Here is a 22,821-nt window from a genome sequence, read left to right as displayed (position 1 = left end):
TCTGTGATCTTCACGTGATCTGCGCGGCATTAACTTGTGACAAGTGATCGACTGCCGATACGTTCACGCATCAGCGCGGCGACTGTCTCCACCCGTCGCGCCGGTCACTGTTGTCTCGCGAAAGGCCTCCGCATGCTCACCGGGAACGGTCGTCACCGTCGCCCCCGCCAGGCTCCGGCACTCCTCGTCGCGGCCGGTGTGACCGGCTCCGCCATCGCGATTCCGCTCCTCGGTGCCACGGGCGCGAGCGCGGCGGACGGGAACACCTGGGATCAGGTCGCCAAGTGCGAGACCGACGGTTCCTGGAGTGCGAACAACGGTGACGGCTACTACGGCGGGCTCAAGCTGTCCCAGGAGAACTGGGAGAAGTACGGCGGCCTCGACTACGCCACGAGCCCCGACCTCGCCAGCCGCAACCAGCAGATAGCCGTCGCCGAGAAGGTCCTCGCGGACCAGGGTGTCGGCGTCTGGGGCACCTGCGGGCTGCTCAACGGGCTGAGCAAGGACTCGGCCTCGGACGACGTCGACACCGGCGTCGCGAACGGCACCCCCTCGGCATCCGAAGAGTCGGATTCATCTGAGTCGTCCGATTCGTCTGTCTCGTCCGGGCTGTCCAACTCCTCCGGATCGTCCGACTCGTCGACCGGATCCTCCGCCGACCCGACCCCCTCGCCCTCGGCCTCCACCGAAGCGGACAACTCCGCCAAGTCGGGCAACTCCGACTCCGGTGCCGAGAGTACGCAGCCGTCCGACAGCCCCTCCACGGCACCGGCAAACGGTGTCGAATCGGACAACTCCTGGCAGGAAGGCGGCTCTTCGGCTCTCGTCGACACCGGAGCCCTCTCCGCCGCCAAGGAGAGCACCGGCCGCCACCGCGGCGCGAGCGCCGACGAGGGCTCGTACACCGTCCGCGCCGGCGACACGCTCGCCTCCATCGCCGACTCCCTTGACGTCGACGGCGGATGGCGCCGGCTCTACTCCGAGAACAAGCAGGTCATCGGCGCCGACCCGAGCAGCATCGAGCCCGGTCAGACCCTCGTACTCGGTAGCGAATAGGGCGAAAAACCCAGGAGAATCCCGGGAGTTCGCGCCACACTTCGCATCAAATGTCCGGTTTGGTGAAAGTGTGGGATGAGTCTCAGAAGCCCTGATCGTCTTTGAAATTCCCCGGATTCCCTGTCTACGGTCAACACCGCTCGTCACCACGAGCCCCGGCTGCCGCAACGCCGAATCCTGCCAGCGGCCGTACGGGAACAGTCGTCGCGTCAAGCGCCGTAGGCAGGAGCGGGGGACCCAAGGTAAGTGCCGGGCCCAGCAGTTCACGCTGGACCGGCTCGGGGTGAAGCCGCGCAGCAGGCCGAAAGGCCCAGATGCGCGGCCGGGCAACTCAACCGGCCCGAACCCGACAGCTCACCTCGCAGGCGTCGGTGAGGGGATCCACCATGCTGTTTTCCGGCAAGGGCAAGCACCGCCGTCCGTCCAAGGCCACCCGCGCCGCCGCGCTCGCCGGCGTCACCGGTGTCGCCATAGCCGCCCCGCTGATGGCGGCCGGCAACGCCTCCGCCGCCACCGCCTCCGAGTGGGACGCCGTCGCCCAGTGCGAGTCGGGCGGCAACTGGTCCATCAACACCGGCAACGGCTACTACGGCGGTCTCCAGTTCTCCGCCTCCACCTGGGCCGCGTACGGCGGCACGGCGTACGCCGCGCAGGCCAACCAGGCCACCAAGGCGCAGCAGATCGAGATCGCCGAGAAGGTCCTCGCGGGCCAGGGCAAGGGTGCCTGGCCGTCCTGCGGCGTCGGCCTGTCCAACGCCAGCTACAACGGCGGCGGCTCGTCGAGCAGCGGCTCCTCCAGCAGCGACAGCGGCTCCAGCACCCGCTCCTCCGAGCAGCAGGCCTCGCGCTCCGCCGAGCGCCCGGCCGCCAAGAAGACCGTCACCACCCCGACCGGCCAGAAGGTCAAGAAGGGCGACGGCGAGTACAAGGTCGTCAAGGGTGACACCCTCAGCTCCATCGCCGAGGAGCACGACGTCAAGGGCGGCTGGCAGAAGCTGTTCAAGCTGAACAAGGACATCGTCAGCGACGCCGACTTCATCTACCCGGGTCAGCAGCTGCACCTCAAGTAAGACCCAGCTGAACCACAGCGCCCTCACATCCGTGGTCCTCATACTGAAGGCCTCGTGAGGGTCCCCCCGTCCCCACGGGCTCCCCGCTCCGGTGCGTGTTCCCCCGTACGCACCGGGGCGGGGCTTTTTGCGCGCCCCATCTCGCGCGCCCCCGATTTCGGCCCGGTTTCCGAAACCGTCTTTGTTCCGTTCGGAAACAATTTACTCTCGGTTCTGTCCACGGGGCGGTCCACGCGGTGGCCGATCGCCCGGAGCCGGTTAGGCTCGTCTCGCAGAACACACCGCGGTCCCGGCGGACCGTGTCACATCCCAAGAAGGAGATGCTCGTGCCGTCCATCGACGTCGTCGTAGCCCGGGAAATCCTGGACTCCCGAGGCAACCCCACGGTCGAGGTCGAGGTCGGCCTCGACGACGGCAGCACGGGTCGTGCCGCCGTTCCGTCCGGCGCCTCCACGGGTGCCTTCGAGGCCATCGAGCTGCGTGACGGTGACCCCAACCGCTACCTGGGCAAGGGTGTCGAGAAGGCCGTCCTCGCCGTCATCGAGCAGATCGGCCCGGAGCTCGTCGGCTACGACGCCACCGAGCAGCGCCTGATCGACCAGGCCATGTTCGACCTGGACGCCACCGACAACAAGGGCTCCCTCGGCGCCAACGCCATCCTCGGCGTCTCCCTCGCCGTCGCCCACGCCGCCTCCGAGGCCAGCGACCTCCCGCTCTTCCGCTACCTGGGCGGCCCGAACGCGCACCTGCTGCCCGTTCCGATGATGAACATCCTGAACGGCGGCTCGCACGCCGACTCCAACGTGGACATCCAGGAGTTCATGATCGCCCCGATCGGCGCGGAGTCCTTCTCCGAGGCGCTGCGCTGGGGCGCCGAGGTCTACCACACCCTCAAGAAGGTGCTGAAGACCAAGGGCCTGTCCACCGGCCTCGGCGACGAGGGCGGCTTCGCCCCGAACCTGGAGTCCAACCGCGCCGCCCTCGACCTCATCGTCGAGGCCATCAAGCAGGCCGGTTACGTCCCCGGTGAGCAGATCGCGCTCGCGCTCGACGTCGCCGCGTCCGAGTTCTACAAGGACGGCAAGTACGAGTTCGAGGGCAAGTCCCGCTCGGCCGCCGAGATGACCGAGTACTACGAGGAGCTCGTCTCGTCGTACCCGCTGGTCTCCATCGAGGACCCGCTGTTCGAGGACGACTGGGCCGGCTGGAAGGTCATCACCGACAAGCTGGGCGACAAGGTCCAGATCGTCGGCGACGACCTCTTCGTCACCAACCCGGAGCGTCTGGCCCGCGGCATCGAGGAGGGCTCCGCCAACGCCCTGCTCGTCAAGGTCAACCAGATCGGCTCGCTGACCGAGACCCTGGACGCCGTCGAGATGGCCCAGCGCAACGGCTTCAAGTGCATGATGTCCCACCGCTCCGGCGAGACCGAGGACGTCACCATCGCCGACCTCGCCGTCGCGGTGAACTGCGGCCAGATCAAGACCGGCGCCCCGGCCCGCTCGGACCGCGTCGCCAAGTACAACCAGCTCCTGCGCATCGAGGAGATCCTCGACGACGCCGCGGTCTACGCCGGCCGCAGCGCCTTCCCGCGCTTCAAGGGCTGAGCTTCCCGCACGTCCGCTCTGCGGACCATCGGCACAGCAAGGGCTGACCCACACCGGGCTAAGGCTTAGCCAGTCGTACGTACGTCCCTGTACGCGGTCCCGTACCGTGTGCGGGGACGTACGCGCGTGTGTGGAAGGAGAGGCTGGGGCATGGCCGTCAAGGACCGGGACCGTTTCTCCACCGCGACCAGGATCAAGCTGCTCGGTGAGCAGACCGCGGCCCGGGTCTACCGCTCCCAGACCAAACGGCAGGCCCGCCGCTCCCGACTGACCGGCCGGGCGGCCCTGCTCGCGCTGGTCCTGTGCTCGCTGATCGTCGCGCTCGCCTACCCGATAAGGCAGTACGTCTCCCAGCGCGCCGAGATCGCGGACCTCCAGCGCCAGCAGGAGCAGGCCCGCCAGCGGGTCGAGCACCTGCGGGACCAGAAGGCACGCTGGCAGGACGACGCGTACGCCGAGCAGCAGATCCGCGAGCGGCTCCACTATGTGCTGCCGGGGGAGACGGGGTTCATCGTCGTCGACCCGGGCGCGGCGCGGCAGTCGCGCGCCGAACTGGGGGCGGCCGACCGCCCCTGGTACTCCAACGTCTGGGACGGGGTCGACAAGTCCGACGCCTCCGACCAGTGAACCGACCTTTTCCGCAGTCAGACAGCAGAGAGACTTTCGTACGGCATGGAAACGCCCCCGCCGACCACTGAGCGCACCGAGCCCACCGACGCCGACGTCGAGGCCTTCAAGCAGCAGCTCGGGCGTCCGCCGCGCGGCCTGCGCGCGATCGCGCACCGCTGTCCGTGCGGCCAGCCGGACGTGGTGGAGACGGCCCCCCGGCTCCCCGACGGCACGCCCTTCCCGACGACGTACTACCTGACGTGCCCGCGCGCCGCCTCGGCGATCGGCACGCTGGAGGCGAACGGCGTCATGAAGGAGATGACGGAGCGGCTCCAGAGCGACCCGGAGCTCGCCGCCGCCTACCGCGCGGCGCACGAGGACTACATCGCGCGCCGCGACGCCATCGAGGTCCTGGAGGGCTTCCCGAGCGCGGGCGGCATGCCGGACCGGGTGAAGTGCCTGCACGTGCTCGTGGGGCACTCGCTGGCCGCGGGGCCCGGGGTGAACCCGCTGGGCGACGAGGCGATCGAGATGCTGCCCGAGTGGTGGCGCAAGGGCCCGTGCGTGCAGCCGCTGGTGGCTCCCGACCCGGCGGACGAGCACCCTGGCGAGGAGGGCGTGGTCGTCGACCCCGCCGAGGCCCGCAGCGGCTCCTTCGCCGAGGCCCCGCCGGTCCCCGAGGGCTTCAGCCGGGTCGCCGCCGTCGACTGCGGTACGAACTCGATCCGTCTGCTCGTCGCGGACGTCAACCCCGCCACCGGTGAGCTGCTGGAGCTGGACCGGCGGATGACGATCGTGCGGCTCGGCCAGGACGTGGACCGGACCGGCCGGCTGGCCCCGGAGGCGCTGGAGCGGACGTTCGCGGCCTGCCGGGTGTACGCGGACGTGATCCGTGAACTGGGCGCCGCCAAGGTGCGGTTCGTCGCCACCTCCGCCTCGCGGGACGCCTCGAACCGGGACGAGTTCGTCCAGGGCGTCGTCGGCATCCTCGGTGTCGAGCCCGAGGTCATCTCCGGCGAGCGGGAGGCGGAGTTCTCCTTCACGGGCGCCACCAAGGAGCTGAGCGGCCGTGACGGGTTCGCCGAGCCCTATCTCGTCGTGGACATCGGCGGCGGCTCGACGGAGTTCGTGGTCGGGGACGACAAGGTGCGTGCCGCCCGTTCCGTCGACATCGGCTGTGTACGGATGACCGAGCGGCATCTCGTCCAGGACGGCGCGGTCACCGACCCGCCCTCCGAGGCGCAGATCGCCGCCATGCGCGCGGACATCGCGGCCGCCCTCGACCTCGCCGAGGAGTCCGTGCCGCTGCGCGAGGCGCGCACGCTGGTGGGGCTCGCGGGGTCCGTCACCACCGTGTCGGCGATCGCGCAGGAGCTGCCCGGGTACGACTCGGCCCGCATCCACCACTCCCGGGTCTCGCGCGAGCGGGTCCGTGAGATCACCGAGTGGCTGCTGCGCTCCACGCACGCCGAGCGCGCGGCGGTGCCCTCCATGCATCCCGGGCGCGTGGACGTGATCGCCGCGGGGGCCCTCGTACTGCTCTCGATCATGGAGCGGGTGGGGGCCGAGGAGGTCGTCGTGAGCGAGCACGACATCCTCGACGGCATCGCGTGGTCGATCACGTAGCCCTCTGCTGAGCAGGAAGAACAACGTATGAGCACGTCTGAGGGGCCCTTCGGGGCCCCTTCGTCGCGTGCCGTCGGAAAAGTTCGTGAAGTTCTTCACAAGGAATTGGGCCCTGCCGGACGAGGAATGTGGCCCGGTTGACCCTTCCGAGGGCCCAACACCCGTGTGAACACGTTCAAAACGCGTGGGTGCGGACCTCGCGCGAGGGTCCTCCACGAGATCGTTTCGAAGGTCTCACGACGGCCCCGAAAGCCCGGAGAGGCAGCTCACGCGGCATTGACAACGGCCCGCCCTACACGCCGGTTCCCGCTCCGTGCCATGACCTGGATCACGTGGGTCGCGGAGGATAACACACACCCTGTCGGAGCTTGTGAAGGGGCGCACGAGCGACCCCCCTGGGGCAGGTGGATACTCGATGGCATGAGCACCACGGAGCGTCCCAGGATCCTCGTAGTAGGCGGTGGGTACGTAGGCCTGTACGCAGCTCGGCGCATTCTCAAGAAGATGCGCTACGGCGAGGCGACCGTCACGGTCGTCGACCCCCGGTCGTACATGACCTACCAGCCCTTCCTCCCCGAAACCGCCGCCGGCAACATCTCCCCGCGCCATGTCGTCGTCCCGCTGCGACGCGTGCTGCCCAAGGCGGAGGTTCTCACCGGCCGGGTCACCACCATCGATCAGGACCGCAAGGTCGCCACGATCGCCCCGCTGGTCGGCGAGGCGTACGAGCTGCCCTTCGACTACCTGGTCATCGCGCTCGGCGCGGTCTCCCGCACCTTCCCGATCCCCGGCCTCGCCGAGCAGGGCATCGGCATGAAGGGCGTCGAGGAGGCCATCGGCCTGCGCAACCACGTCCTCGAGCAGCTCGACAAGGCCGACTCCACCACCGACGAGGAGATCCGCCGCAAGGCGCTCACCTTCGTCTTCATCGGCGGCGGCTTCGCCGGTGCGGAGACCATCGGTGAGGTCGAGGACCTGGCTCGCGACGCGGCCAAGTACTACAAGACGGTGTCCCGCGAGGACATGCGCTTCATCCTCGTCGATGCCGCGGACAAGATCCTGCCCGAGGTCGGCCCCAAGCTCGGCCAGTACGGCAAGGAGCACCTGGAGAGCCGCGGCGTGGAGATCTACCTCTCCACCTCGATGGACTCCTGCGTCGACGGCCACGTGGTGCTGAAGAACGGCCTGGAGGTCGACTCCAACACCATCGTGTGGACCGCCGGCGTCAAGCCGAACCCGGTCCTGTCGCGCTACGGCCTGCCGCTCGGCCCCCGTGGCCACGTGGACACCGCCGCGACCCTCCAGGTCCAGGGCACCGACTACATCTGGGCCGCCGGCGACAACGCCCAGGTCCCGGACGTCGCCGCCCGCAAGGCCGGCGTCGAGAACGCCTGGTGCCCGCCGAACGCCCAGCACGCGCTGCGCCAGGCCAAGGTCCTCGGCGACAACGTGGTCTCCGGCATGCGGGGCTTCCCGCAGAAGGAGTACGCGCACTCCAACAAGGGTGCGGTGGCCGGTCTCGGCCTCCACAAGGGCGTCGCGATGATCGTCATGGGCAAGATGAAGATCAAGCTCAAGGGCCGTCTCGCCTGGTACATGCACCGCGGCTACCACGGTCTGGCCATGCCGACCTGGAACCGCAAGGTCCGTGTCTTCGCCGACTGGACCCTCGGCATGTTCCTCAAGCGCGAGGTCGTCTCCCTCGGCGCGATGGAGCACCCGCGCGAGGAGTTCTACGAGGCCGCGAAGCCGGTGCCCGCGGCGCCGAAGCCGGAGCAGAAGACCGAGGCGAAGGCCTCCTGACCGGCTCCGGTCGCTGAACAGCCCGAAGGGGCCGCCCGCCATCCGTGGTGCGGGCGGCCCCTTCGGCGTCGTACATACGTGTCCTTTGCCCGGTCATGACGCCGCGCCGGGACTGGACTGCGCGCCCGCTTTTGTTTACGTAAGTGGACAAATTCAGGATCCTCGTCACGGAGGTGTGCGCCATGTCCGATGCCGCGCCGCGGCTGAAGAACCTCTTGGAACGACTGCTGGGAGTCCCCCTCCCGGTGCGTATCCGCGCGTGGGACGGATCGCAGGCGGGCCCGCCGGGCGCCCCCGCGCTGGTCGTGCGCAACCGCCGGGCCGTGCGGCGGCTGCTGTTCAAGCCGGGCGAGCTCGGTCTCGCGCGCGCCTGGGTCGCCGGTGACCTCGACATCGACGGTGACCTCTACACCGCCCTCGGCCTCGTCTCGGGCCTCGTCTGGGAACGCGACGACGACGCCAGAACCCTCTCCCAGGCGCTGCGCGAGCCCGACGTACGGGCCGCGGTGCGCGGCCTCGTGAAGCTCGGCGGACCGCCGCTGCCGCCCGCCCCGCCCCGCGAGGAGGTCCGCCGCCGCAGGCACCTGCACACCAGGCGGAGCGACAGACGCGCCGTCAGCCACCACTACGACGTCGGCAATGACTTCTACGAGATCGTCCTCGGCCCGTCGATGGTCTACTCGTGCGCGTACTGGGAGTCGCCCGACGGCACCCTCGAAGCCGCCCAGCGCGACAAGCTCGAACTCGTCTGCCGCAAACTCGGCCTGACACCCGGTCAGCGCCTCCTCGACGTCGGCTGCGGCTGGGGATCGATGGCCATCCACGCCGCCCGCGAGCACGGCGTGAGCGTCGTCGGCGTCACCCTCTCCCAGGAACAGGCCTCCTACGCCCGCAAGCGCGTCGCCGACGAGGGACTCACCGACCGGATCGAGATCCGCGTCCAGGACTACCGGGACGTCACCGACGGGCCCTACGACGCGATCGCCTCCATCGGCATGGCCGAACACGTCGGCGCCGACCGGTACTTGGAGTACGCCCGAGACCTGTACGCCCTTCTGAAGCCCGGCGGACGGCTCCTCAACCACCAGATCGCCCGCCGTCCCCAGCGCGACGAAACCGCCTACCACGTCGACGAGTTCATCGACGCCTACGTCTTCCCCGACGGCGAACTCGCCCCTCTCGGCACCACCGTCACCCAACTGGAGCGCGCCGGCCTTGAGGTGCGCGACGTCGAGTCGATCCGCGAGCACTACGCCCTCACCCTGCGTCGCTGGGTAGCGAACCTGGAGGCCGACTGGCCCCGTGCCCAGCGGATCGCCGGCACCGGCCGGGCCCGGGTCTGGCTCCTCTACATGGCGGCCAGCGCTCTGGCCTTCGAACGCAACCGCATCGGAGTCAACCAGGTCCTGGCCGTCCGGCCGGCGGAACAGGGCAGGTCGGGGCTGCCGCTGCGGGCGCGCACCTGGAACTGAACAGTCGGTTCCTGGAGCCGAACCGACAGAAGGGGCCCGCCGCTTGTCCGCGGCGGGCCCCGAATGTCGTACGGCTATTCCGACTTGATGGCCGTCAGCATGTTCAGCCGGGACGCGCGCCGGGCCGGCCACAGCGCCGCCAGGACGCCGACCGCCGCCGCCAGCAGCAGGAACAGGCCCATCCTGGTCCACGGCAGGACCAGTTCGTACGTCGCCATCCTGGTGCCCAGCAGCTCGCCGGCCGCCCAGCCGAAGAAGACGCCCAGACCGATCCCGAGCACCCCGCCGAACAGGGAGATCACCAGGGACTCCAGGCGGACCATCCGCTTGATGCCCTTGCGGTCCAGGCCGATCGCGCGGAGCATACCGATCTCCTGGGAGCGCTCGAAGACCGACATGGCCAGGGTGTTGATGACACCCAGGACCGCGACGATCACCGCCATGGCGAGCAGCCCGTAGAGCATGTTCAGCATCAGCGTGAACATCTGCGCGATGTCGTCGGACAGGTCCTGCTTGCTCTGGACCTTGATGGCCGGGTTGGTGCCGAGGGCCTTCTCCAGCTTGTCCTTCGTCGCGCTCGACGCCCCGTCGGACGTCTTCACCATGACCATCATGTCGGCGGCGTCCGGCACATGCGGGGTGAGCGTGGCGTTGTCGAGTAGGAGGCCGCTGAAGAACTCGTTGCCCTCGTAGACCCCGGCGACGGTCAGCTTCTGCTTCTCGCCGTCCTCGTAGGCGACGGTGAGGCTCGAACCGGCCTTCCAGCCACGCCGCTCGGCCAGATCGGAGTCGACCACGACCTGCGTCCCGCTCACCTTGAACGTGCCGGCGTCGACCTTGAGGTCGGTGAGCTTGCCGAACGAGGCTCCGTTGACGCCGGTGAGGTACTCCGTCTCGCCGCCGATGCGCGAGGGGGAGTTGCGCATCGGGCTGATCTCGGTGACGTCGTCGACCCGGCCCAGCTCCTTCGCGACGTCCGGCGAGAGCTCGTTGCCGTTCGCCATCGACACGACGTAGTCCGCGCGGATCGCCGACGAGGCCATCTTGTCGATCGACTTCTGCAGGCTGCCCGCCATCACCGTCATCCCGGTGATGAGGGTGAGGCCGATCATCAGCGCGGAGGCGGTGGCGGCGGTACGACGGGGGTTGCGGACCGAGTTCTGACGGGCCAGCTTGCCCGCCGTACCGAAGATCCGCAGGACGGGTGCCGCGGCCGCGATCAGCGGGCGGGACAGCAGCGGGGTCAGGATGAACACACCGATGATCAGCAGGACCGCGCCGAGACCCATCGGGGCCTGGCCGTCCGAACCCTCCATCGTGGTCGCCGCCAGGACGACCGCGACGCCGGCGCCGCTGAACAGGGCGCCCAGGGTGTTGCGCAGCACCAGCGACTTCGTGGTGGCCTGCGCGTGCACGCTGCTCATCGCGGCGACCGGCGGGATCTTCGCGGCCCTACGGCCCGGCAGCCACGCCGCCAGCATGGTGATGAGGACACCGACCGCGAGGGCGGTGGCGACCGTGCCGCCGGAGACGATCAGCGGACCGTCGGGGACGGTGGCGCCCAGGGTGCCCATGAGCGAGCGCAGCCCGGCCCCGATGCCGATACCGGCGACCAGACCGGTCACCCCGGCGACCGTACCGACCACGAACGCCTCGACCAGCACCGACCGCGTGACCTGCCGGCGCGAGGCGCCGACGGCCCGCAGCAGCGCGAGCTCCTTGGTGCGCTGGGCGACCAGCATGGTGAAGGTGTTGGCGATGATGAACGTGCCGACGAAGAGCGCGATGCCCGCGAAGACCAGCAGCCCCTGCTTCAGCCCGGCCATCGACGAGGAGATCGCCTCGGCCTGGTCGTCGGCGAGCTGCTGCCCGGTGGTGGTCTCGACGAGGTTCGCCGGCAGCGCCTTGTCGAGGGCGGCCTTCAGCGCGGTCTGGGAGGTGCCCGAGGCGGCCTTCACGTCGATCTGGTCGTACGTGCCCGGCTTGCCGAAGAGCGTCTGCGCGGTCGCCGTGTCGAAGAGGGCGAGGCTGCCGCCGGCGGCGACGTTGCCGTCGTCGGTGGTGAAGACGCCGGTGATCCTCGGGCTCAGGACGGGACCGTCGACGGAGATCCGGACCGTGTCGCCGACCTTGTACCCGGCGCGCTCGGCGGTCTCGGAGTCGATGGCGACCTGGTTCGCGCCGTGCGGTGCCGTGCCTTCCTTCAGCGGGTACCGCGGGTCCTCGTCCCCCCAGTAGTTCCCGCCCTGGGACTGGAAGCCGCCGCCGATGAGCTTGCCGTCCTTGTCGGCGATGGCGGTGAAGCCGTTGACGACCCCGATGGCCGAGGCGGCCCCGTCGACCTTCGCGCTCCTGTCGAGCAGCGACTGGGTGAGTTCGGGGACCTTGCCGACCTTGTCGCCCTTGCTCTCCTGGTAGTCGGGCTCGACGGCCACGTCGACCTGGTCGAAGCCCTTGGCCGAGCTGTTCTGGTAGGCGTTGGAGATGGTGTTGGTGAAGACCAGCGTCCCGGACACGAAGGCCACGCCGAGCATCACGGCGAGCACGGTCATGAGCAGCCGGGCCTTGTGCGCGAGGACGTTGCGCAGGGCGGTGCGGAACATCAGGAGGTACGGCCCTTCGCGTCGAACTGCTTCATGAAGTCCAGGACCGTCTCGGCGGTCGGCCGGTACATCTCGTCGACGATCCGCCCGTCGGCGAGGAAGACGACCCGGTCCGCGTACGCGGCGGCCACCGGATCGTGGGTCACCATGACCACCGTCTGCCCCAACTCCCGTACGGAGTTGCGGAGAAAGCCCAGTACCTCGGCGCCGGAGCGGGAGTCGAGGTTTCCGGTGGGCTCGTCGCCGAAGATGATGTCGGGCCGGGAGGCGAGCGCGCGGGCGACGGCGACGCGCTGCTGCTGGCCGCCGGAGAGCTGGGAGGGCCGGTGCGAGAGCCGGTCCTTGAGACCGACCATCTGGATCACGGTGTCCAGCCACTGCTTGTCGGCCTTGCGCCCCGCGATGTCCATGGGCAGCGTGATGTTCTCGAGCGCCGTGAGCGTCGGCAGCAGGTTGAACGCCTGGAAGATGAAGCCGATCTTGTCCCGGCGGAGCTTGGTGAGCTGCTTGTCCTTGAGGGAGCCCAGCTCGGTGTCCCCGATGCGCACGGACCCGGAGGAGAACGTGTCCAGTCCGGCCACACAGTGCATCAGCGTGGACTTGCCGGACCCCGACGGGCCCATGATCGCGGTGAACTCGGCCTGCCGGAAGTCGACGGAGACCCGGTCGAGGGCGACCACCTGGGTCTCGCCCTGTCCGTAGATCTTCGACAGATCCGTGGCGCGAGCGGCCACGGTGGTGGCTCGGCCGGCGATGGGGGTGGTGGTCACGGGTGGGCACTCCTGACGGGACGACGACGTGTTCGGGGGATGTGAACCATCGTCTCGGTACCCCGGCGCCGTGTAGTCAGCCGCTGTTCCGGTTCCGGGGGGCGACTTGCGGCTGACGGTGCCCGGCCGTGTCATACCTGGGGATGACGGGAGCGCCTGAACGGAGGCCGCGTCGAGAACGGGTGGAGCCCCCTCGTTCGGGCGGTGAAATTCCGTCATTCCGCATGCGCGGCCGGCCGTCGCGCGTAAGGCTATTGGCAAGTGCGGATGGCCCGTTCCACGGGCTGATGCACCCTCAGACGTCAATAAAATAAGACAACATCGGTCCGCCCGTCCGCTGTTCGGGGGATGTATCCCGATAGGCTCGAACCTCGACGCGGAGCCCATGGCCTGCCCGGATGGTGGAATGCAGACACGGCGAGCTTAAACCTCGCTGCCCCTCGCGGGCGTACCGGTTCAAGTCCGGTTCCGGGCACCTCCGACCTTTTCAGGACCCGTAGGCAGACACCGCTTCCGGTGGGATCCTTCCTTCAGCACATCGCGACAGCGCGAGAGCGCGAAGGGGCGTCCCGTACGGGGGTGGGGGCCATGCGTGGTTTGTGTGTGCGGCGAGGTGTCGCCGCGGTCTGCCTGACAGCGGGGCTGGGGCTGACGGCCGGGTGCGGGTCGGGTGCCGGGGCCGGCGGGGAGGATCCAGGCGGTGGTGGACCGGCGCCCGGGGTGAGCGCGCCCGCCACGGCAGGGGGCGGTGACAGCGTCGGCGCGGGCTCCGGCAGTGGAGGCGGCGCCGAGGGCGATGGCGGTACCAGCGGGGATCCAGGGGTCGCGGGAGTCGCGCCACCGCCGGAGGACACCTTGGGCGGCGACGATGAGATCGACGTCGGCGCCAACGGGGACATCGGTGTGGTGGATCCGTCTTCCGAGTGCCCCTCCCCGGGCCAGGTCGACTACCCCCTGTGCACTCCGTCGCCGAGCCCGACGGACGGGGGAGGGCAGCCTCCGCTGGTCGACCCGTCGATCGGGGACACCGAGCCGCCCCCCGGGGACACGGATGCCCCCACCGACGGTGCGGGCCCGACTCCCGAGCCGAGCTGACGCCATGACCACCGCCGGCCAGTCCCCCGTGAACCCTCCCGGGCGACCCCGCCCACGCCGTCGCCCCGCACCCCCGCGCGTCCGCCCCACCCGTCTCAGACCGCCCCCCGCGGGGCCGGCGACCGGCCCCCGCAGCCCTTTCGACATGGTCAACTCGATAGCCGGCATCACGTCCTTCATCGGTGCCCTGATGCTGTACGCGGGCTACATCTACACGAACGCCTACTTCGACTACTTCCGCCTCAGTCCCTTCGCCGTAGGTCTGAGCACCTTCGAGCTCGTCATGCACAGCCTGCGTCTCGCCACCCTCCCCGTCCTCGAAGTGCTGGCCCTGGCTCTCCTCGTCCCCGCACTGCCCCGCCTGCTGACCCTCCTCCACATCCCCGACCGGCACGTCCGCCGCATTCGGGAGCTGGGGCGGGCCACAGCCCGTGCGTACCTCTGGTTCGTCGTGGCCGGAGTCGCCCTGATGCTGCTCTGGCGCTGGATCCAGCCCTACGGCTGGACCGCTCCGCTCCTCGTCGCCGGTGGCCTCCTGCTGGGGCTGGCCCAAGCCGCCCAGCCCTCCGGACGACTGCGGCCACCCTGGGAGCGCGCCGGTTCCCTTCTCGTGGCGGGCCTCTTCCTCATCTGGGTCGCCGCACTCGTCGCCGGTCAGCTCGGTCGGCAGGACGCGCAGAGGGACGCCGAGCAGCTGGTGCGCCGGGTCGCCGTGGTCGTGATGAGCACCGAGCGGCTCGACTTCGCCCCGCCCGGGCCGCGCTACGAGGACCTCGGCAAGGCCGTCCACTACCGCTACCGGTACACGGACCTGCGCCTGCTCCTCGAACGCGACCACCGTTACTACCTGCTGCGGCTGGGCTGGAACCGGGACATCGACGCCACGTACGTCATCGAGGACGACGACACCATCAGGATCGAGCTCCGCCCGGGCGTACAGCCCCGCACCGACCGTTGACACAGCGCTCCACCCGTCGCAGACTCGCGAAAGAGAAATGCAGTGAAGGAAATTTCACTGTACGAACATCGCCCGCACAGCGGCAATGACGCCCACCGAAGGGAACGACCGATGCGTACCACCGTCGGCATCATCGGAGCCGGCCCCGCCGGCCTCCTCCTCGCCCGGCTGCTCCACAACGCCGGCATCGACTCGGTCGTCCTCGAAAGCCGCGACCGCGCCTACGTCGAGCAGCGGCAGCGGGCCGGAATCCTGGAGCAGGGGACCGTGGACGTGCTGCGGGCGGCGGGCGCCGGGGAGCGGATGGAGCGGGAGGGGCTGCGGCACGACGGGATCGAGCTGCGGTACGACAGGAAGCGGCACCGGGTCGACTTCCCGGCCCTCACCGGTGGCCGGTCCGTGATGGTGTACGCGCAGACCGAGGTGTGCAAGGACCTCATCGCCCTCCAGCTCAAGGAGGGCGGGCCGCTGCTGTTCGAGGCGGAGGCGCTGGCCGTGGAGGGGGCCGACGGGGACAGTCCGAGGGTGCGGTTCCGGCACGAGGGGCGGGAGGACGTGCTCGAGTGCGAGTACGTCGTCGGGTGCGACGGGTTCTGGGGCGTCGCGCGCAAGGCGATCCCCGAGGAGCTGACCCGGGTCTTCGAGCGGACGTATCCCTTCGGCTGGCTCGGCATCCTCGCCGACGTCCCGCCCTCCCACGACGAGCTGGTCTACGCCCGCCACGAGCGCGGCTTCGCCCTGCTGTCCATGCGGTCGCCGTCCGTCTCCCGGCTCTACCTCCAGGTCCCCGAGGGCACCGACGCGCAGAGTTGGGGCGACGAGGAGATCTGGGACGAGCTGGAGCGGCGCTTCGAGACCGACGACGACTGGCGGCTCGAACGGGGTCCCATCACCCAGAAGTCCGTCACCCCGATGCGGTCCTACGTCCATGAGCCCATGCGGCACGGCCGGCTCTTCCTTGCCGGGGACGCCGCCCACATCGTGCCGCCGACCGGGGCCAAGGGGCTGAATCTCGCCGTGGGGGACGTCGTCACCTTCGCGCGGGCGCTGACGCACGCGAGGGAGACGGGATCCGCCGAGCTCCTCGACGCCTACTCCGAGACCTGCCTGAGCCGCGTATGGCAGGCCGAGCGGTTCTCGTACGACATGACGACGCTGCTGCACCGGGCCCCCGACGCCACCCCCTTCGAGGACCGGCTCCAGGTGGCGCGGCTGGAACGGATCGCCTCGTCCGAGGCCGCCGAGACGGACCTCGCCGAGGGGTACACGGGGTTCCCGTTCGGGTGAGTGATCTCCGGACGGTCGCGGCGATGTACCGGCTTCGTCATGAACCTGCCCCTCCGTGGCCGGGAATCAGCGGGCCGCGTAGCGTGTTGGCCAGCACAACAAGGGAAAGATCCTCCCCAAGCACTAGGGTCAATCCTTTGCCTACCTATTACTCTTGAGCCAAGGCCCGCCACAGTGGCCATGGAGGAGTGAAATGAGGAGCAGCAACCCGGTCTTCTCGCGACGGGGGTTCAGCCGCGACAACGGCTACGCGGGCTTCAACGCCCAGCCGCAGGCCGGGGGCGCCGCTGTAGGCACGCAGGGCAACCCCTACGCGCAGGGCAACCCGTACGCCCAGCCGCAGGCGGACCCCTACGCGCAGAACCCGTACGCGCAGAACCCGTATGCGCAGCAGGACCTGCAGCACGGCGCGCCGCCGCAGGCCCCGGCCGGCACCGGCCGGATGACGATGGACGACGTCGTCATGCGCACCGGCACCACCCTCGGCATCCTGGTCGTCACGGCCGCGGTCGCCTGGGCGGCCCTGCCGGTCGACGACGCCAACATCAACCGGTCGTACGGCATCGCCATCGGCGCCGCCCTGATCGGCATGGTCCTGGCGCTCGTCCAGTCCTTCAAGCGCAAGGCCTCGCCCGCGCTGATCGTCTCGTACGCGGCGTTCGAGGGTGTCTTCCTCGGCGTCGTCTCCAGCGTCGTCGACAACCGCATCGCCAGCGGTGCGGCCATGCAGGCGGTGATCGGCACGCTCGCGGTCTTCACCGCGGTGCTGGTGGCGTACAAGGCGGGCTGGATCCGCGTCAACCGCCGGTTCTACGGCTTCGTGATGGCGGCCGCGCTCGGCTTCGTCCTGCTGATGATGGTGAACCTGCTGTTCGCCGTCTTCGGTGGCGGTGACGGCCTCGGCTTCCGCAGCGGCGGCCTCGGCATCGTCTTCGGCATCATCGGCGTCCTGCTCGGCGCGTGCTTCCTGGCCCTCGACTTCAAGCAGGTCGAGGACGGCATCGCCTACGGCGCGCCGAAGGAAGAGGCCTGGCTGGCGGCGTTCGGTCTGACGATGACGCTGGTCTGGATCTACCTCGAGTTCCTGAGGCTGATCGCGATCCTCAACAGCAGCGACTGACGCACCCCGCGTGCGTGAAAGGGCCCCGGGTTCCTCCCGGGGCCCTTCGTCGTCGTGGCGTCTGGGGTCGTTGTGCGCGCCTAGAGCAGTTTGCGCGCGGCCCTCCTCAGGTCGTACTCGTGGATGAGAGCTTTCGCGTGGCCGTAGGCGAGGTTGTGTTCGTGGCGGAGCCAGCTGACCTTTTCCTCGAAGCGGAAGAGCGCCGGGCCTTCGTCGACGGTGCGCAGCCAGTCGGAGACTTCACGACCGGTGCAGTGGGGGATGCGGGCGAGCAGATTGCGGTGGGTCTCCTCGGAGAAGACTTGGGACATCGGCGCCTCCGGACGCATGGGATGTAAGCCGGTCCTTCAGGTCACCGTGCCTGAGGGTTCGCCCGTTGGCAACAGTCCCGGTGCGGCGCGTACGGTGTCGCCGTGGCCGATACAGCGCGTTTGACGCAAGCCGTGGATCACTTCGCCGACCGGTTGAGGGCGGCCCCCCAGAGCCGGTTGCAGCGGGGCGCCGCCACCGAGGCACTGGGCCTGGCCAGGGAGTTGGTCCGGCGCGCGCAGCTTCTCGAAGACCCCTCGCAAGAGCCCCGGGAGATGCCGGACGCCGGGATGTTCGCGGCCGCGGACCAGATCACCGTGGCCGTGCACGACTTGGCCCTCGTCCTCACGGACGAGGGCCAGGTCGACGAAGCCGTGCGGTTGGTCGAGGAAGCGCAGAAGCGCGCCGGGGTCTGAGCTACAGGCTCGCTATGACCCGGTCGGCCAGGATGTAGACGTTCTCCTCGCCGCACGCGAAGGTCAGGGTGTACGCGCCCGACACTCCCGAACCGCCCAGCAGTATCGGGGTCTCGCCCGCGGTCAGGGCGGCGGCCAGGCGCTCCGCCGTCTCCCGGTGACCCGGGGTCATGCAGAGCGTGGTGCCGTCGGCGAAGACATAGACGTCGAGGGTGCCCAGCGGGCCCGGGCGGACATCGGCCAGCTCCACGCGCCCTGCGGCGAGTTCCTCCAGGGTGGCCACCGTGCGCTCATGGTCGTTCACCACCGGCGACTGCACCGGGACGAAGTCCGGGTGGGAGGGGTGGCGGCGGCGGGCCGCGGCCAGCTCCGCGGACTCCCCGGCGAACTCGTCGATCTCGGAGGTCGGTTCGGCGACCGGCTCCAGCGGCTCCAGACCCACGAAATCGGCCTGGCGGGGCAGGAACAGCTCACTGTCGGGCAGGCCGAGCAGGGTCGGCGCGTCGGAGGCGTCACGGGCCTCCTGGGCGGCCCAGAACGCCCGCGCCTCGGCGAGCTCCCGCTCCCGTTCCTCGGCGAGGGCCTCGGCCACGGCGGCCCGTATCTCAGCGGCGTCGGCAGAGTGGCGGGCGGGCGGCACGAGACCGCGCGCGGCGGCCGCGTTCGTCCTGGCAAGCTCGGTGTGCAGGGCCGCGACCTGGCGGCGCAGCTGCAAGAGGGTGCGCAGGACGGCGACGGCCACGGCGCCCGTGGCGGCCGTGGTGACCAGCAAGGCGATCGGCATGGCGCTCACTGACGTACTCCCGGTTCAAAGTCGACCCCCGACTTCCTACATCAGCTTGAAGGGCGGACTATCCCGCTGTCAGTGCGTAACGTCACGAAACGGACAGGACTTTGGGCCCGGGGTTTCGTGTGAGAACGGTCCTGACCTGCGTAAATCCCTTCGCGGAGGGAGATAGGTCACATCCTGGGGGAGATTGGATCACAAAACGGCCCAGAACCCTGGCGGTTCAAGGGTTCTGGGCCCGAGCCTCACGCGGGGTGCCCGTGCGGTCACGGGCAGTTGGTCAGCTGAGGCGCTCGATGACCATCGCCATGCCCTGGCCGCCGCCGACGCACATCGTCTCCAGACCGAACTGCTTGTCGTGGAACTGGAGGGAGTTGATGAGCGTGCCGGTGATGCGGGCGCCGGTCATGCCGAAGGGGTGGCCGACGGCGATGGCGCCGCCGTTGACGTTCAGCTTGTCCAGGTCGATGCCGAGGTCGCGGTAGGAGGGGATCACCTGGGCGGCGAACGCCTCGTTGATCTCGACCAGGTCGATGTCGTCGATGGTGAGGCCGGCGCGGCCCAGCGCCTGCTTGCTCGCCTCGACCGGGCCGAGGCCCATGATCTCGGGGGACAGGCCCGAGACGCCGGTGGACACGATGCGGGCGAGCGGGGTGAGGCCGAGCTCGCGGGCCTTGGTGTCGGACATGATGACGACCGCGGCGGCGCCGTCGTTGAGCGGGCAGCAGTTGCCGGCGGTGACGAGTCCGTCGGGGCGGAAGACGGGCTTGAGGCCGCCGACGGCCTCCAGGGTGACGCCGGCGCGCGGACCGTCGTCCTTGCTGACCACCGTGCCGTCGGGCAGCGTGACCGGGGTGATCTCGCGCTCCCAGAAGCCGTTCTTGATGGCTTCCTCGGCGAGGTTCTGCGACCGTACGCCGAACTCGTCCATGTCCTGACGGGTGACGCCCTTGATACGGGCGAGGTTCTCCGCGGTCTGGCCCATCCCGATGTAGGCGTCCGGCACCAGGCCGTCCTCGCGCGGGTCGTGCCAGGTCGTGCCCTCCTGCGTGGCGACCTCGGCGGTGCGGGCCTCGGCCTCGGCGAACAGCGGGTTGTGCGTGTCCGGGAGGCTGTCGGAGTTGCCCTTGGTGAAGCGGGAGACCATCTCGACACCGGCCGAGATGAAGACGTCGCCCTCGCCGGCCTTGATGGCGTGCAGGGCCATACGGGAGGTCTGGAGCGAGGAGGAGCAGTAGCGGGTGACCGTACAGCCGGGAAGGTGGTCCATCCCCATCTGTACGGCGACGATGCGGCCGAGGTTGTTGCCCTGCTCGCCGCCGGGCAGACCGCAGCCGAGGTGCAGGTCGTCGATGTCCCTCGGGTCCAGCTCCGGGATCTTCGCCAGGGCCGCCTGGATGATCGTGGCGGTGAGGTCGTCCGCGCGGAGGTCCTTCAGGGAGCCCTTGAAGGCGCGGCCGATGGGGGAGCGGGCGGTCGAGACGATCACTGCTTCGGGCATGACGGCTCCATTGGCGTACGAGGTTCTACGGGGTTCTTCCGGGCAGGGCTGGTTGGGAAGTTACCCGTACGTATGGGCGAGGTCACGGGTATGGGGGTGTGACCCTGACCGCAATTGTCTAAGCGCTTGCTTTCCTGCCCCGCGCCCGGCGGGATCAGGGCTGCACCGGCGCCCGCTCCGGATCCGTCACCGACACCCGGCGGCGCTTCCTCCGCTTCAGCAGGGCCCAGGGTCCCTTCGGACCCGTCGGCATCGCCGCGGTCACCTCTGTGCCGGGCTCGGCGACCGCTTCCGCCGCTGCTCGGGCCACCGGGAGGAAGCCCTCGCGGCGGGAGATGTCCGGGCGCTCCTCCTCCGCCGGCCAGAGGCCCAGGGCGGCGCAGACCGTGGGAAGGACCGCCATCGCCGCCGTCGCGTACCCCTCGGCCGAGGGATGGTAGTTGTCGGGGCCGAAGAGCTCACGGGGGTTCGCCGCGAACTCCGGGCCCAGCAGGTCGCCCAGGGACACCGTGCGGCCACCCTGTTCGACCGTGCCGATCGTCTGCGCGGCCGCCAGCTGACGGGAGGCCCGGCGGGCCAGCCAGCGCAGCGGCTGCTGCACCGGTTCGATCGACCCGAGGTCCGGACAGGTGCCGACCACCACCTCCGCACCCGCCGTGCGCAGCCGCCGCACCGCCGCCGCCAGATGGCGGACCGACTGGGTCGGCGCGATCCGGTGCGTCACGTCGTTCGCCCCGATCATGATCACGCAGACGTCCGGCAACCGGCCCGGATCCGCGAAGATCAGCGCCACCTGGCGGTCCAGGTCGTCGGAGCGGGCACCGGGGTTCGCCACGTTGCGCAGCTCCACCGGACGCTCCGCCACCGCCGCGAGACCCGACGCCAGCAGCGCCCCCGGCGTCTGACCCGAACGGTGCACACCCTGGCCCGCGGCCGTGGAATCGCCCAGCATCGTCAACCGCAACGGCGGTTCACCCGGCGTGGCGTACGCGATGCCGTACAGGCCCTGCGCGTTCGGCACATGCGGCGACGGACCGCTGCCGTTGCCCACCTGCCGCTTGGCCAGCCGTACCTCCGCCAGCAGCAGCCCCACGGCCGCCGCGCCCACCAGACCGATCCCGCCGCCGCCGTACGCCGCGCCGGCCGCGATCCGCCGGGCCACCCTCGCCCTCGACATGCTCGTCATACGTCGCCGCCACCTCCGTGCTAGCCGTACACCCACTCCTTGCCCCGTACAGACGGTCGTCCAATCTCAACAGGGAGTGAACGATCGCTGCGGGCTTTAGGCTGGCTGAACCACTGAGACCACATCTTTTGCAGCATCCGGAGACAACGGTGCAATTCCACGACTCGATGATCAGCCTCGTCGGCAACACCCCGCTGGTGAGACTCAACAACGTCACCAAGGGCATCCAGGCGACCGTCCTGGCCAAGGTGGAGTACTTCAACCCGGGCGGTTCCGTGAAGGACCGCATCGCCCTGCGCATGATCGAGGCGGCGGAGGAGAGCGGCGCGCTCAAGCCCGGCGGGACGATCGTCGAGCCGACCAGCGGCAACACCGGCGTCGGCCTGGCCATCGTGGCCCAGCAGAAGGGGTACAAGTGCATCTTCGTGTGCCCCGACAAGGTGAGCACCGACAAGATCAACGTGCTGCGGGCCTACGGGGCCGAGGTCGTCGTCTGCCCCACCGCCGTCGACCCCGAGCACCCGGACTCGTACTACAACGTCTCCGACCGCCTCGTCCGTGAGACGCCCGGCGCATGGAAGCCGGACCAGTACTCCAACCCCAACAACCCCCTCTCCCACTACCACTCCACCGGCCCCGAGCTGTGGGAGCAGACGGAGGGGAGGATCACCCACTTCGTCGCGGGCGTGGGCACCGGCGGCACCATCTCCGGCACCGGCCGCTATCTGAAGGACGCCAGCGACGGCAAGGTCAAGGTCATCGGCGCCGACCCCGAGGGCTCCGTGTACTCCGGCGGCTCCGGCCGCCCCTACCTCGTCGAGGGCGTCGGCGAGGACTTCTGGCCCACCGCCTACGACCGCACCGTCGCCGACGAGATCGTCCCCGTGTCCGACAAGGACTCCTTCCAGATGACCCGCCGCCTGGCCAAGGAGGAAGGGCTGCTGGTCGGCGGTTCCTGCGGCATGGCCGTCGTGGCGGCGCTGCGGGTGGCCGAAGGGCTGACCGAGGACGACGTGGTCGTCGTGCTGTTGCCGGACAGTGGGCGCGGGTACCTGTCGAAGATCTTCAACGACGAGTGGCTGGCCTCCTACGGGTTCCTCGAGGAGTCGGAGCCGACCGCGAGCGTCGCGGACGTGCTGCGGTACAAGGCGGGCGCCATCCCCAGCCTGGTCCACATGCACCCGGAGGAGACGGTCGGCGAGGCCATCGAGGTGCTGCACGAGTACGGCGTCTCCCAGATGCCGGTGGTCAAGCCGGGGGCCGGGCACCCCGATGTCATGGCGGCGGAGGTGATCGGCTCCATCGTCGAGCGGGACCTCCTGGACGCTCTGTTCAGCCAGCGCGCCACCCTCACCGACCCGCTGGAGAAGCACATGTCGTCGCCTCTGCCGCAGGTGGGATCCGGTGAGCCGATCGAAGACCTCATGGCGGTCCTGGGCCGTGCGGACGCCGCGATCGTGCTGGTCGAGGGCAAGCCGACCGGAGTGGTGACGCGTCAGGACCTGCTCGCGTACATGGCGCGCCCCGCTCAGTGAGGCCGGCGGGG

Annotated in this window: 19 protein-coding genes, 1 tRNA gene, 1 pseudogene and 1 riboswitch; of the genes and pseudogenes, 15 read left to right on the top strand and 6 right to left on the bottom strand. The window is 69.7% G+C overall.

Features of this window, described 5'->3' with window-relative positions; all coding sequences use genetic code 11:
• The first annotated feature begins 132 nt into the window (after positions 1–132).
• The 8 genes and pseudogenes from ACFY0U_RS13035 to ACFY0U_RS13000 all read left to right on the top strand — a co-directional run bounded on the left by ACFY0U_RS13035 (position 133) and on the right by ACFY0U_RS13000 (position 9,243).
• Positions 133–1,056 carry a transglycosylase family protein gene (locus tag ACFY0U_RS13035; protein ID WP_388634437.1) on the top strand — a complete coding sequence of 308 codons (924 nt, stop codon included), beginning with the start codon at positions 133–135 and terminating at the stop codon, positions 1,054–1,056.
• 204 nt (positions 1,057–1,260) lie between these two features.
• A riboswitch (cyclic di-AMP (ydaO/yuaA leader) is annotated at positions 1,261–1,439 on the top strand.
• A gap of 3 nt (positions 1,440–1,442) precedes the next feature.
• Positions 1,443–2,126 carry a transglycosylase family protein gene (locus ACFY0U_RS13030; RefSeq protein WP_388634433.1) on the top strand — a complete coding sequence of 228 codons (684 nt, stop codon included), beginning with the start codon at positions 1,443–1,445 and terminating at the stop codon, positions 2,124–2,126.
• Between the two features lie 320 nt (positions 2,127–2,446).
• Positions 2,447–3,733: a phosphopyruvate hydratase gene (eno, locus tag ACFY0U_RS13025; protein ID WP_388635340.1), complete on the top strand. Its 1,287-nt coding sequence runs from the start codon at positions 2,447–2,449 to the stop codon at positions 3,731–3,733.
• Between the two features lie 150 nt (positions 3,734–3,883).
• Positions 3,884–4,360 carry a septum formation initiator family protein gene (locus ACFY0U_RS13020; protein WP_388634430.1) on the top strand — a complete coding sequence of 159 codons (477 nt, stop codon included), beginning with the start codon at positions 3,884–3,886 and terminating at the stop codon, positions 4,358–4,360.
• 45 nt (positions 4,361–4,405) lie between these two features.
• Positions 4,406–4,810: pseudogene (locus ACFY0U_RS13015) on the top strand (DUF501 domain-containing protein); the annotation flags it as partial.
• A gap of 255 nt (positions 4,811–5,065) precedes the next feature.
• Positions 5,066–5,968, top strand: coding sequence for an exopolyphosphatase (locus ACFY0U_RS13010; RefSeq protein ID WP_388635338.1), 903 nt, complete (start codon positions 5,066–5,068; stop codon positions 5,966–5,968).
• 420 nt (positions 5,969–6,388) lie between these two features.
• Complete coding sequence (locus tag ACFY0U_RS13005; protein WP_388634427.1) at positions 6,389–7,771, top strand: NAD(P)/FAD-dependent oxidoreductase; 1,383 nt, start codon at positions 6,389–6,391, stop codon at positions 7,769–7,771.
• A 182-nt stretch (positions 7,772–7,953) separates the two neighbouring features.
• A complete protein-coding gene (locus ACFY0U_RS13000) occupies positions 7,954–9,243 on the top strand; it encodes a class I SAM-dependent methyltransferase (protein ID WP_388634424.1) in 1,290 nt (429 codons plus the stop codon).
• A gap of 74 nt (positions 9,244–9,317) precedes the next feature.
• Here the strand turns inward: ACFY0U_RS13000 and ACFY0U_RS12995 are convergent, their stop codons facing one another.
• Together ACFY0U_RS12995 and ACFY0U_RS12990 are read right to left on the bottom strand one after the other, a co-directional pair.
• Positions 9,318–11,846, bottom strand: a complete 2,529-nt coding sequence (locus tag ACFY0U_RS12995) for an ABC transporter permease (RefSeq protein ID WP_388634421.1) — start codon at positions 11,844–11,846, stop codon at positions 9,318–9,320.
• Positions 11,846–12,616, bottom strand: a complete 771-nt coding sequence (locus ACFY0U_RS12990; RefSeq protein ID WP_388634418.1) for an ABC transporter ATP-binding protein — start codon at positions 12,614–12,616, stop codon at positions 11,846–11,848. Before ACFY0U_RS12990 ends, ACFY0U_RS12995 begins: the two co-directional genes overlap by 1 nt.
• A gap of 392 nt (positions 12,617–13,008) precedes the next feature.
• Here ACFY0U_RS12990 and ACFY0U_RS12985 point away from each other — a divergent pair.
• The 5 genes from ACFY0U_RS12985 to ACFY0U_RS12965 all read left to right on the top strand — a co-directional run bounded on the left by ACFY0U_RS12985 (position 13,009) and on the right by ACFY0U_RS12965 (position 17,076).
• Positions 13,009–13,091: transfer RNA gene (locus ACFY0U_RS12985), tRNA-Leu, on the top strand.
• Between the two features lie 245 nt (positions 13,092–13,336).
• Positions 13,337–13,711: a hypothetical protein gene (locus ACFY0U_RS12980; protein ID WP_388634416.1), complete on the top strand. Its 375-nt coding sequence runs from the start codon at positions 13,337–13,339 to the stop codon at positions 13,709–13,711.
• A gap of 145 nt (positions 13,712–13,856) precedes the next feature.
• The gene (locus ACFY0U_RS12975; RefSeq protein WP_388634413.1) at positions 13,857–14,669 is read left to right on the top strand and encodes a hypothetical protein; all 813 of its coding nucleotides are present in this window, start codon (positions 13,857–13,859) and stop codon (positions 14,667–14,669) included.
• A 111-nt stretch (positions 14,670–14,780) separates the two neighbouring features.
• Entirely contained in the window at positions 14,781–15,956 is a 1,176-nt protein-coding gene (locus ACFY0U_RS12970) for a 4-hydroxybenzoate 3-monooxygenase (protein WP_388634410.1), read from the top strand.
• A gap of 193 nt (positions 15,957–16,149) precedes the next feature.
• Positions 16,150–17,076 carry a Bax inhibitor-1/YccA family protein gene (locus ACFY0U_RS12965; protein ID WP_388634408.1) on the top strand — a complete coding sequence of 309 codons (927 nt, stop codon included), beginning with the start codon at positions 16,150–16,152 and terminating at the stop codon, positions 17,074–17,076.
• An 80-nt stretch (positions 17,077–17,156) separates the two neighbouring features.
• On the opposite strand, the gene ACFY0U_RS12960 is transcribed toward ACFY0U_RS12965, so the two are convergent.
• Entirely contained in the window at positions 17,157–17,387 is a 231-nt protein-coding gene (locus tag ACFY0U_RS12960; protein WP_089102276.1) for a DUF4287 domain-containing protein, read from the bottom strand.
• A 120-nt stretch (positions 17,388–17,507) separates the two neighbouring features.
• Between ACFY0U_RS12960 and ACFY0U_RS12955 the strand changes: the two genes are divergently transcribed.
• Positions 17,508–17,801 carry a hypothetical protein gene (locus ACFY0U_RS12955; RefSeq protein WP_388634404.1) on the top strand — a complete coding sequence of 98 codons (294 nt, stop codon included), beginning with the start codon at positions 17,508–17,510 and terminating at the stop codon, positions 17,799–17,801.
• A gap of 1 nt (position 17,802) precedes the next feature.
• On the opposite strand, the gene ACFY0U_RS12950 is transcribed toward ACFY0U_RS12955, so the two are convergent.
• The 3 genes from ACFY0U_RS12950 to ACFY0U_RS12940 form a co-directional block, all read right to left on the bottom strand.
• Positions 17,803–18,585, bottom strand: a complete 783-nt coding sequence (locus ACFY0U_RS12950) for a hypothetical protein (protein ID WP_388635336.1) — start codon at positions 18,583–18,585, stop codon at positions 17,803–17,805.
• 283 nt (positions 18,586–18,868) lie between these two features.
• Positions 18,869–20,089, bottom strand: a complete 1,221-nt coding sequence (locus ACFY0U_RS12945) for an acetyl-CoA C-acetyltransferase (protein ID WP_388634401.1) — start codon at positions 20,087–20,089, stop codon at positions 18,869–18,871.
• Positions 20,090–20,243: 154 nt separating this feature from the next.
• Positions 20,244–21,275: an SGNH/GDSL hydrolase family protein gene (locus ACFY0U_RS12940; protein ID WP_388634398.1), complete on the bottom strand. Its 1,032-nt coding sequence runs from the start codon at positions 21,273–21,275 to the stop codon at positions 20,244–20,246.
• A gap of 149 nt (positions 21,276–21,424) precedes the next feature.
• On the opposite strand from ACFY0U_RS12940, the gene ACFY0U_RS12935 reads away from it, so the two are divergent.
• Positions 21,425–22,810 carry a cystathionine beta-synthase gene (locus ACFY0U_RS12935; protein ID WP_388634396.1) on the top strand — a complete coding sequence of 462 codons (1,386 nt, stop codon included), beginning with the start codon at positions 21,425–21,427 and terminating at the stop codon, positions 22,808–22,810.
• Positions 22,811–22,821 lie beyond the last annotated feature (11 nt).

Source organism: Streptomyces sp. NPDC001536 (assembly GCF_042894505.1).
In the GTDB taxonomy this organism is placed as follows: domain Bacteria; phylum Actinomycetota; class Actinomycetes; order Streptomycetales; family Streptomycetaceae; genus Streptomyces.
This window is presented reverse-complemented; position numbering and strand designations above follow the sequence as displayed.

Excerpts from the sequence above, each read along its gene's own strand:
- ACFY0U_RS13030 (WP_388634433.1), top strand. The coding sequence starts at position 1,443 with ATGCTGTTTTCCGGCAAGGGCAAGCACCGCCGTCCGTCCAAGGCCACC.
- ACFY0U_RS13005 (WP_388634427.1), top strand. The coding sequence starts at position 6,389 with ATGAGCACCACGGAGCGTCCCAGGATCCTCGTAGTAGGCGGTGGGTAC.
- ACFY0U_RS12940 (WP_388634398.1), bottom strand. The coding sequence starts at position 21,275 with ATGACGAGCATGTCGAGGGCGAGGGTGGCCCGGCGGATCGCGGCCGGC.
- ACFY0U_RS13035 (WP_388634437.1), top strand. The coding sequence starts at position 133 with ATGCTCACCGGGAACGGTCGTCACCGTCGCCCCCGCCAGGCTCCGGCA.
- ACFY0U_RS12960 (WP_089102276.1), bottom strand. The coding sequence starts at position 17,387 with ATGTCCCAAGTCTTCTCCGAGGAGACCCACCGCAATCTGCTCGCCCGC.
- ACFY0U_RS12945 (WP_388634401.1), bottom strand. The coding sequence starts at position 20,089 with ATGCCCGAAGCAGTGATCGTCTCGACCGCCCGCTCCCCCATCGGCCGC.
- ACFY0U_RS12995 (WP_388634421.1), bottom strand. The coding sequence starts at position 11,846 with ATGTTCCGCACCGCCCTGCGCAACGTCCTCGCGCACAAGGCCCGGCTG.
- ACFY0U_RS13000 (WP_388634424.1), top strand. The coding sequence starts at position 7,954 with ATGTCCGATGCCGCGCCGCGGCTGAAGAACCTCTTGGAACGACTGCTG.
- ACFY0U_RS12970 (WP_388634410.1), top strand. The coding sequence starts at position 14,781 with ATGCGTACCACCGTCGGCATCATCGGAGCCGGCCCCGCCGGCCTCCTC.
- ACFY0U_RS12950 (WP_388635336.1), bottom strand. The coding sequence starts at position 18,585 with ATGCCGATCGCCTTGCTGGTCACCACGGCCGCCACGGGCGCCGTGGCC.
- ACFY0U_RS12965 (WP_388634408.1), top strand. The coding sequence starts at position 16,150 with ATGAGGAGCAGCAACCCGGTCTTCTCGCGACGGGGGTTCAGCCGCGAC.
- ACFY0U_RS13020 (WP_388634430.1), top strand. The coding sequence starts at position 3,884 with ATGGCCGTCAAGGACCGGGACCGTTTCTCCACCGCGACCAGGATCAAG.
- ACFY0U_RS12975 (WP_388634413.1), top strand. The coding sequence starts at position 13,857 with ATGGTCAACTCGATAGCCGGCATCACGTCCTTCATCGGTGCCCTGATG.
- eno (WP_388635340.1), top strand. The coding sequence starts at position 2,447 with ATGCTCGTGCCGTCCATCGACGTCGTCGTAGCCCGGGAAATCCTGGAC.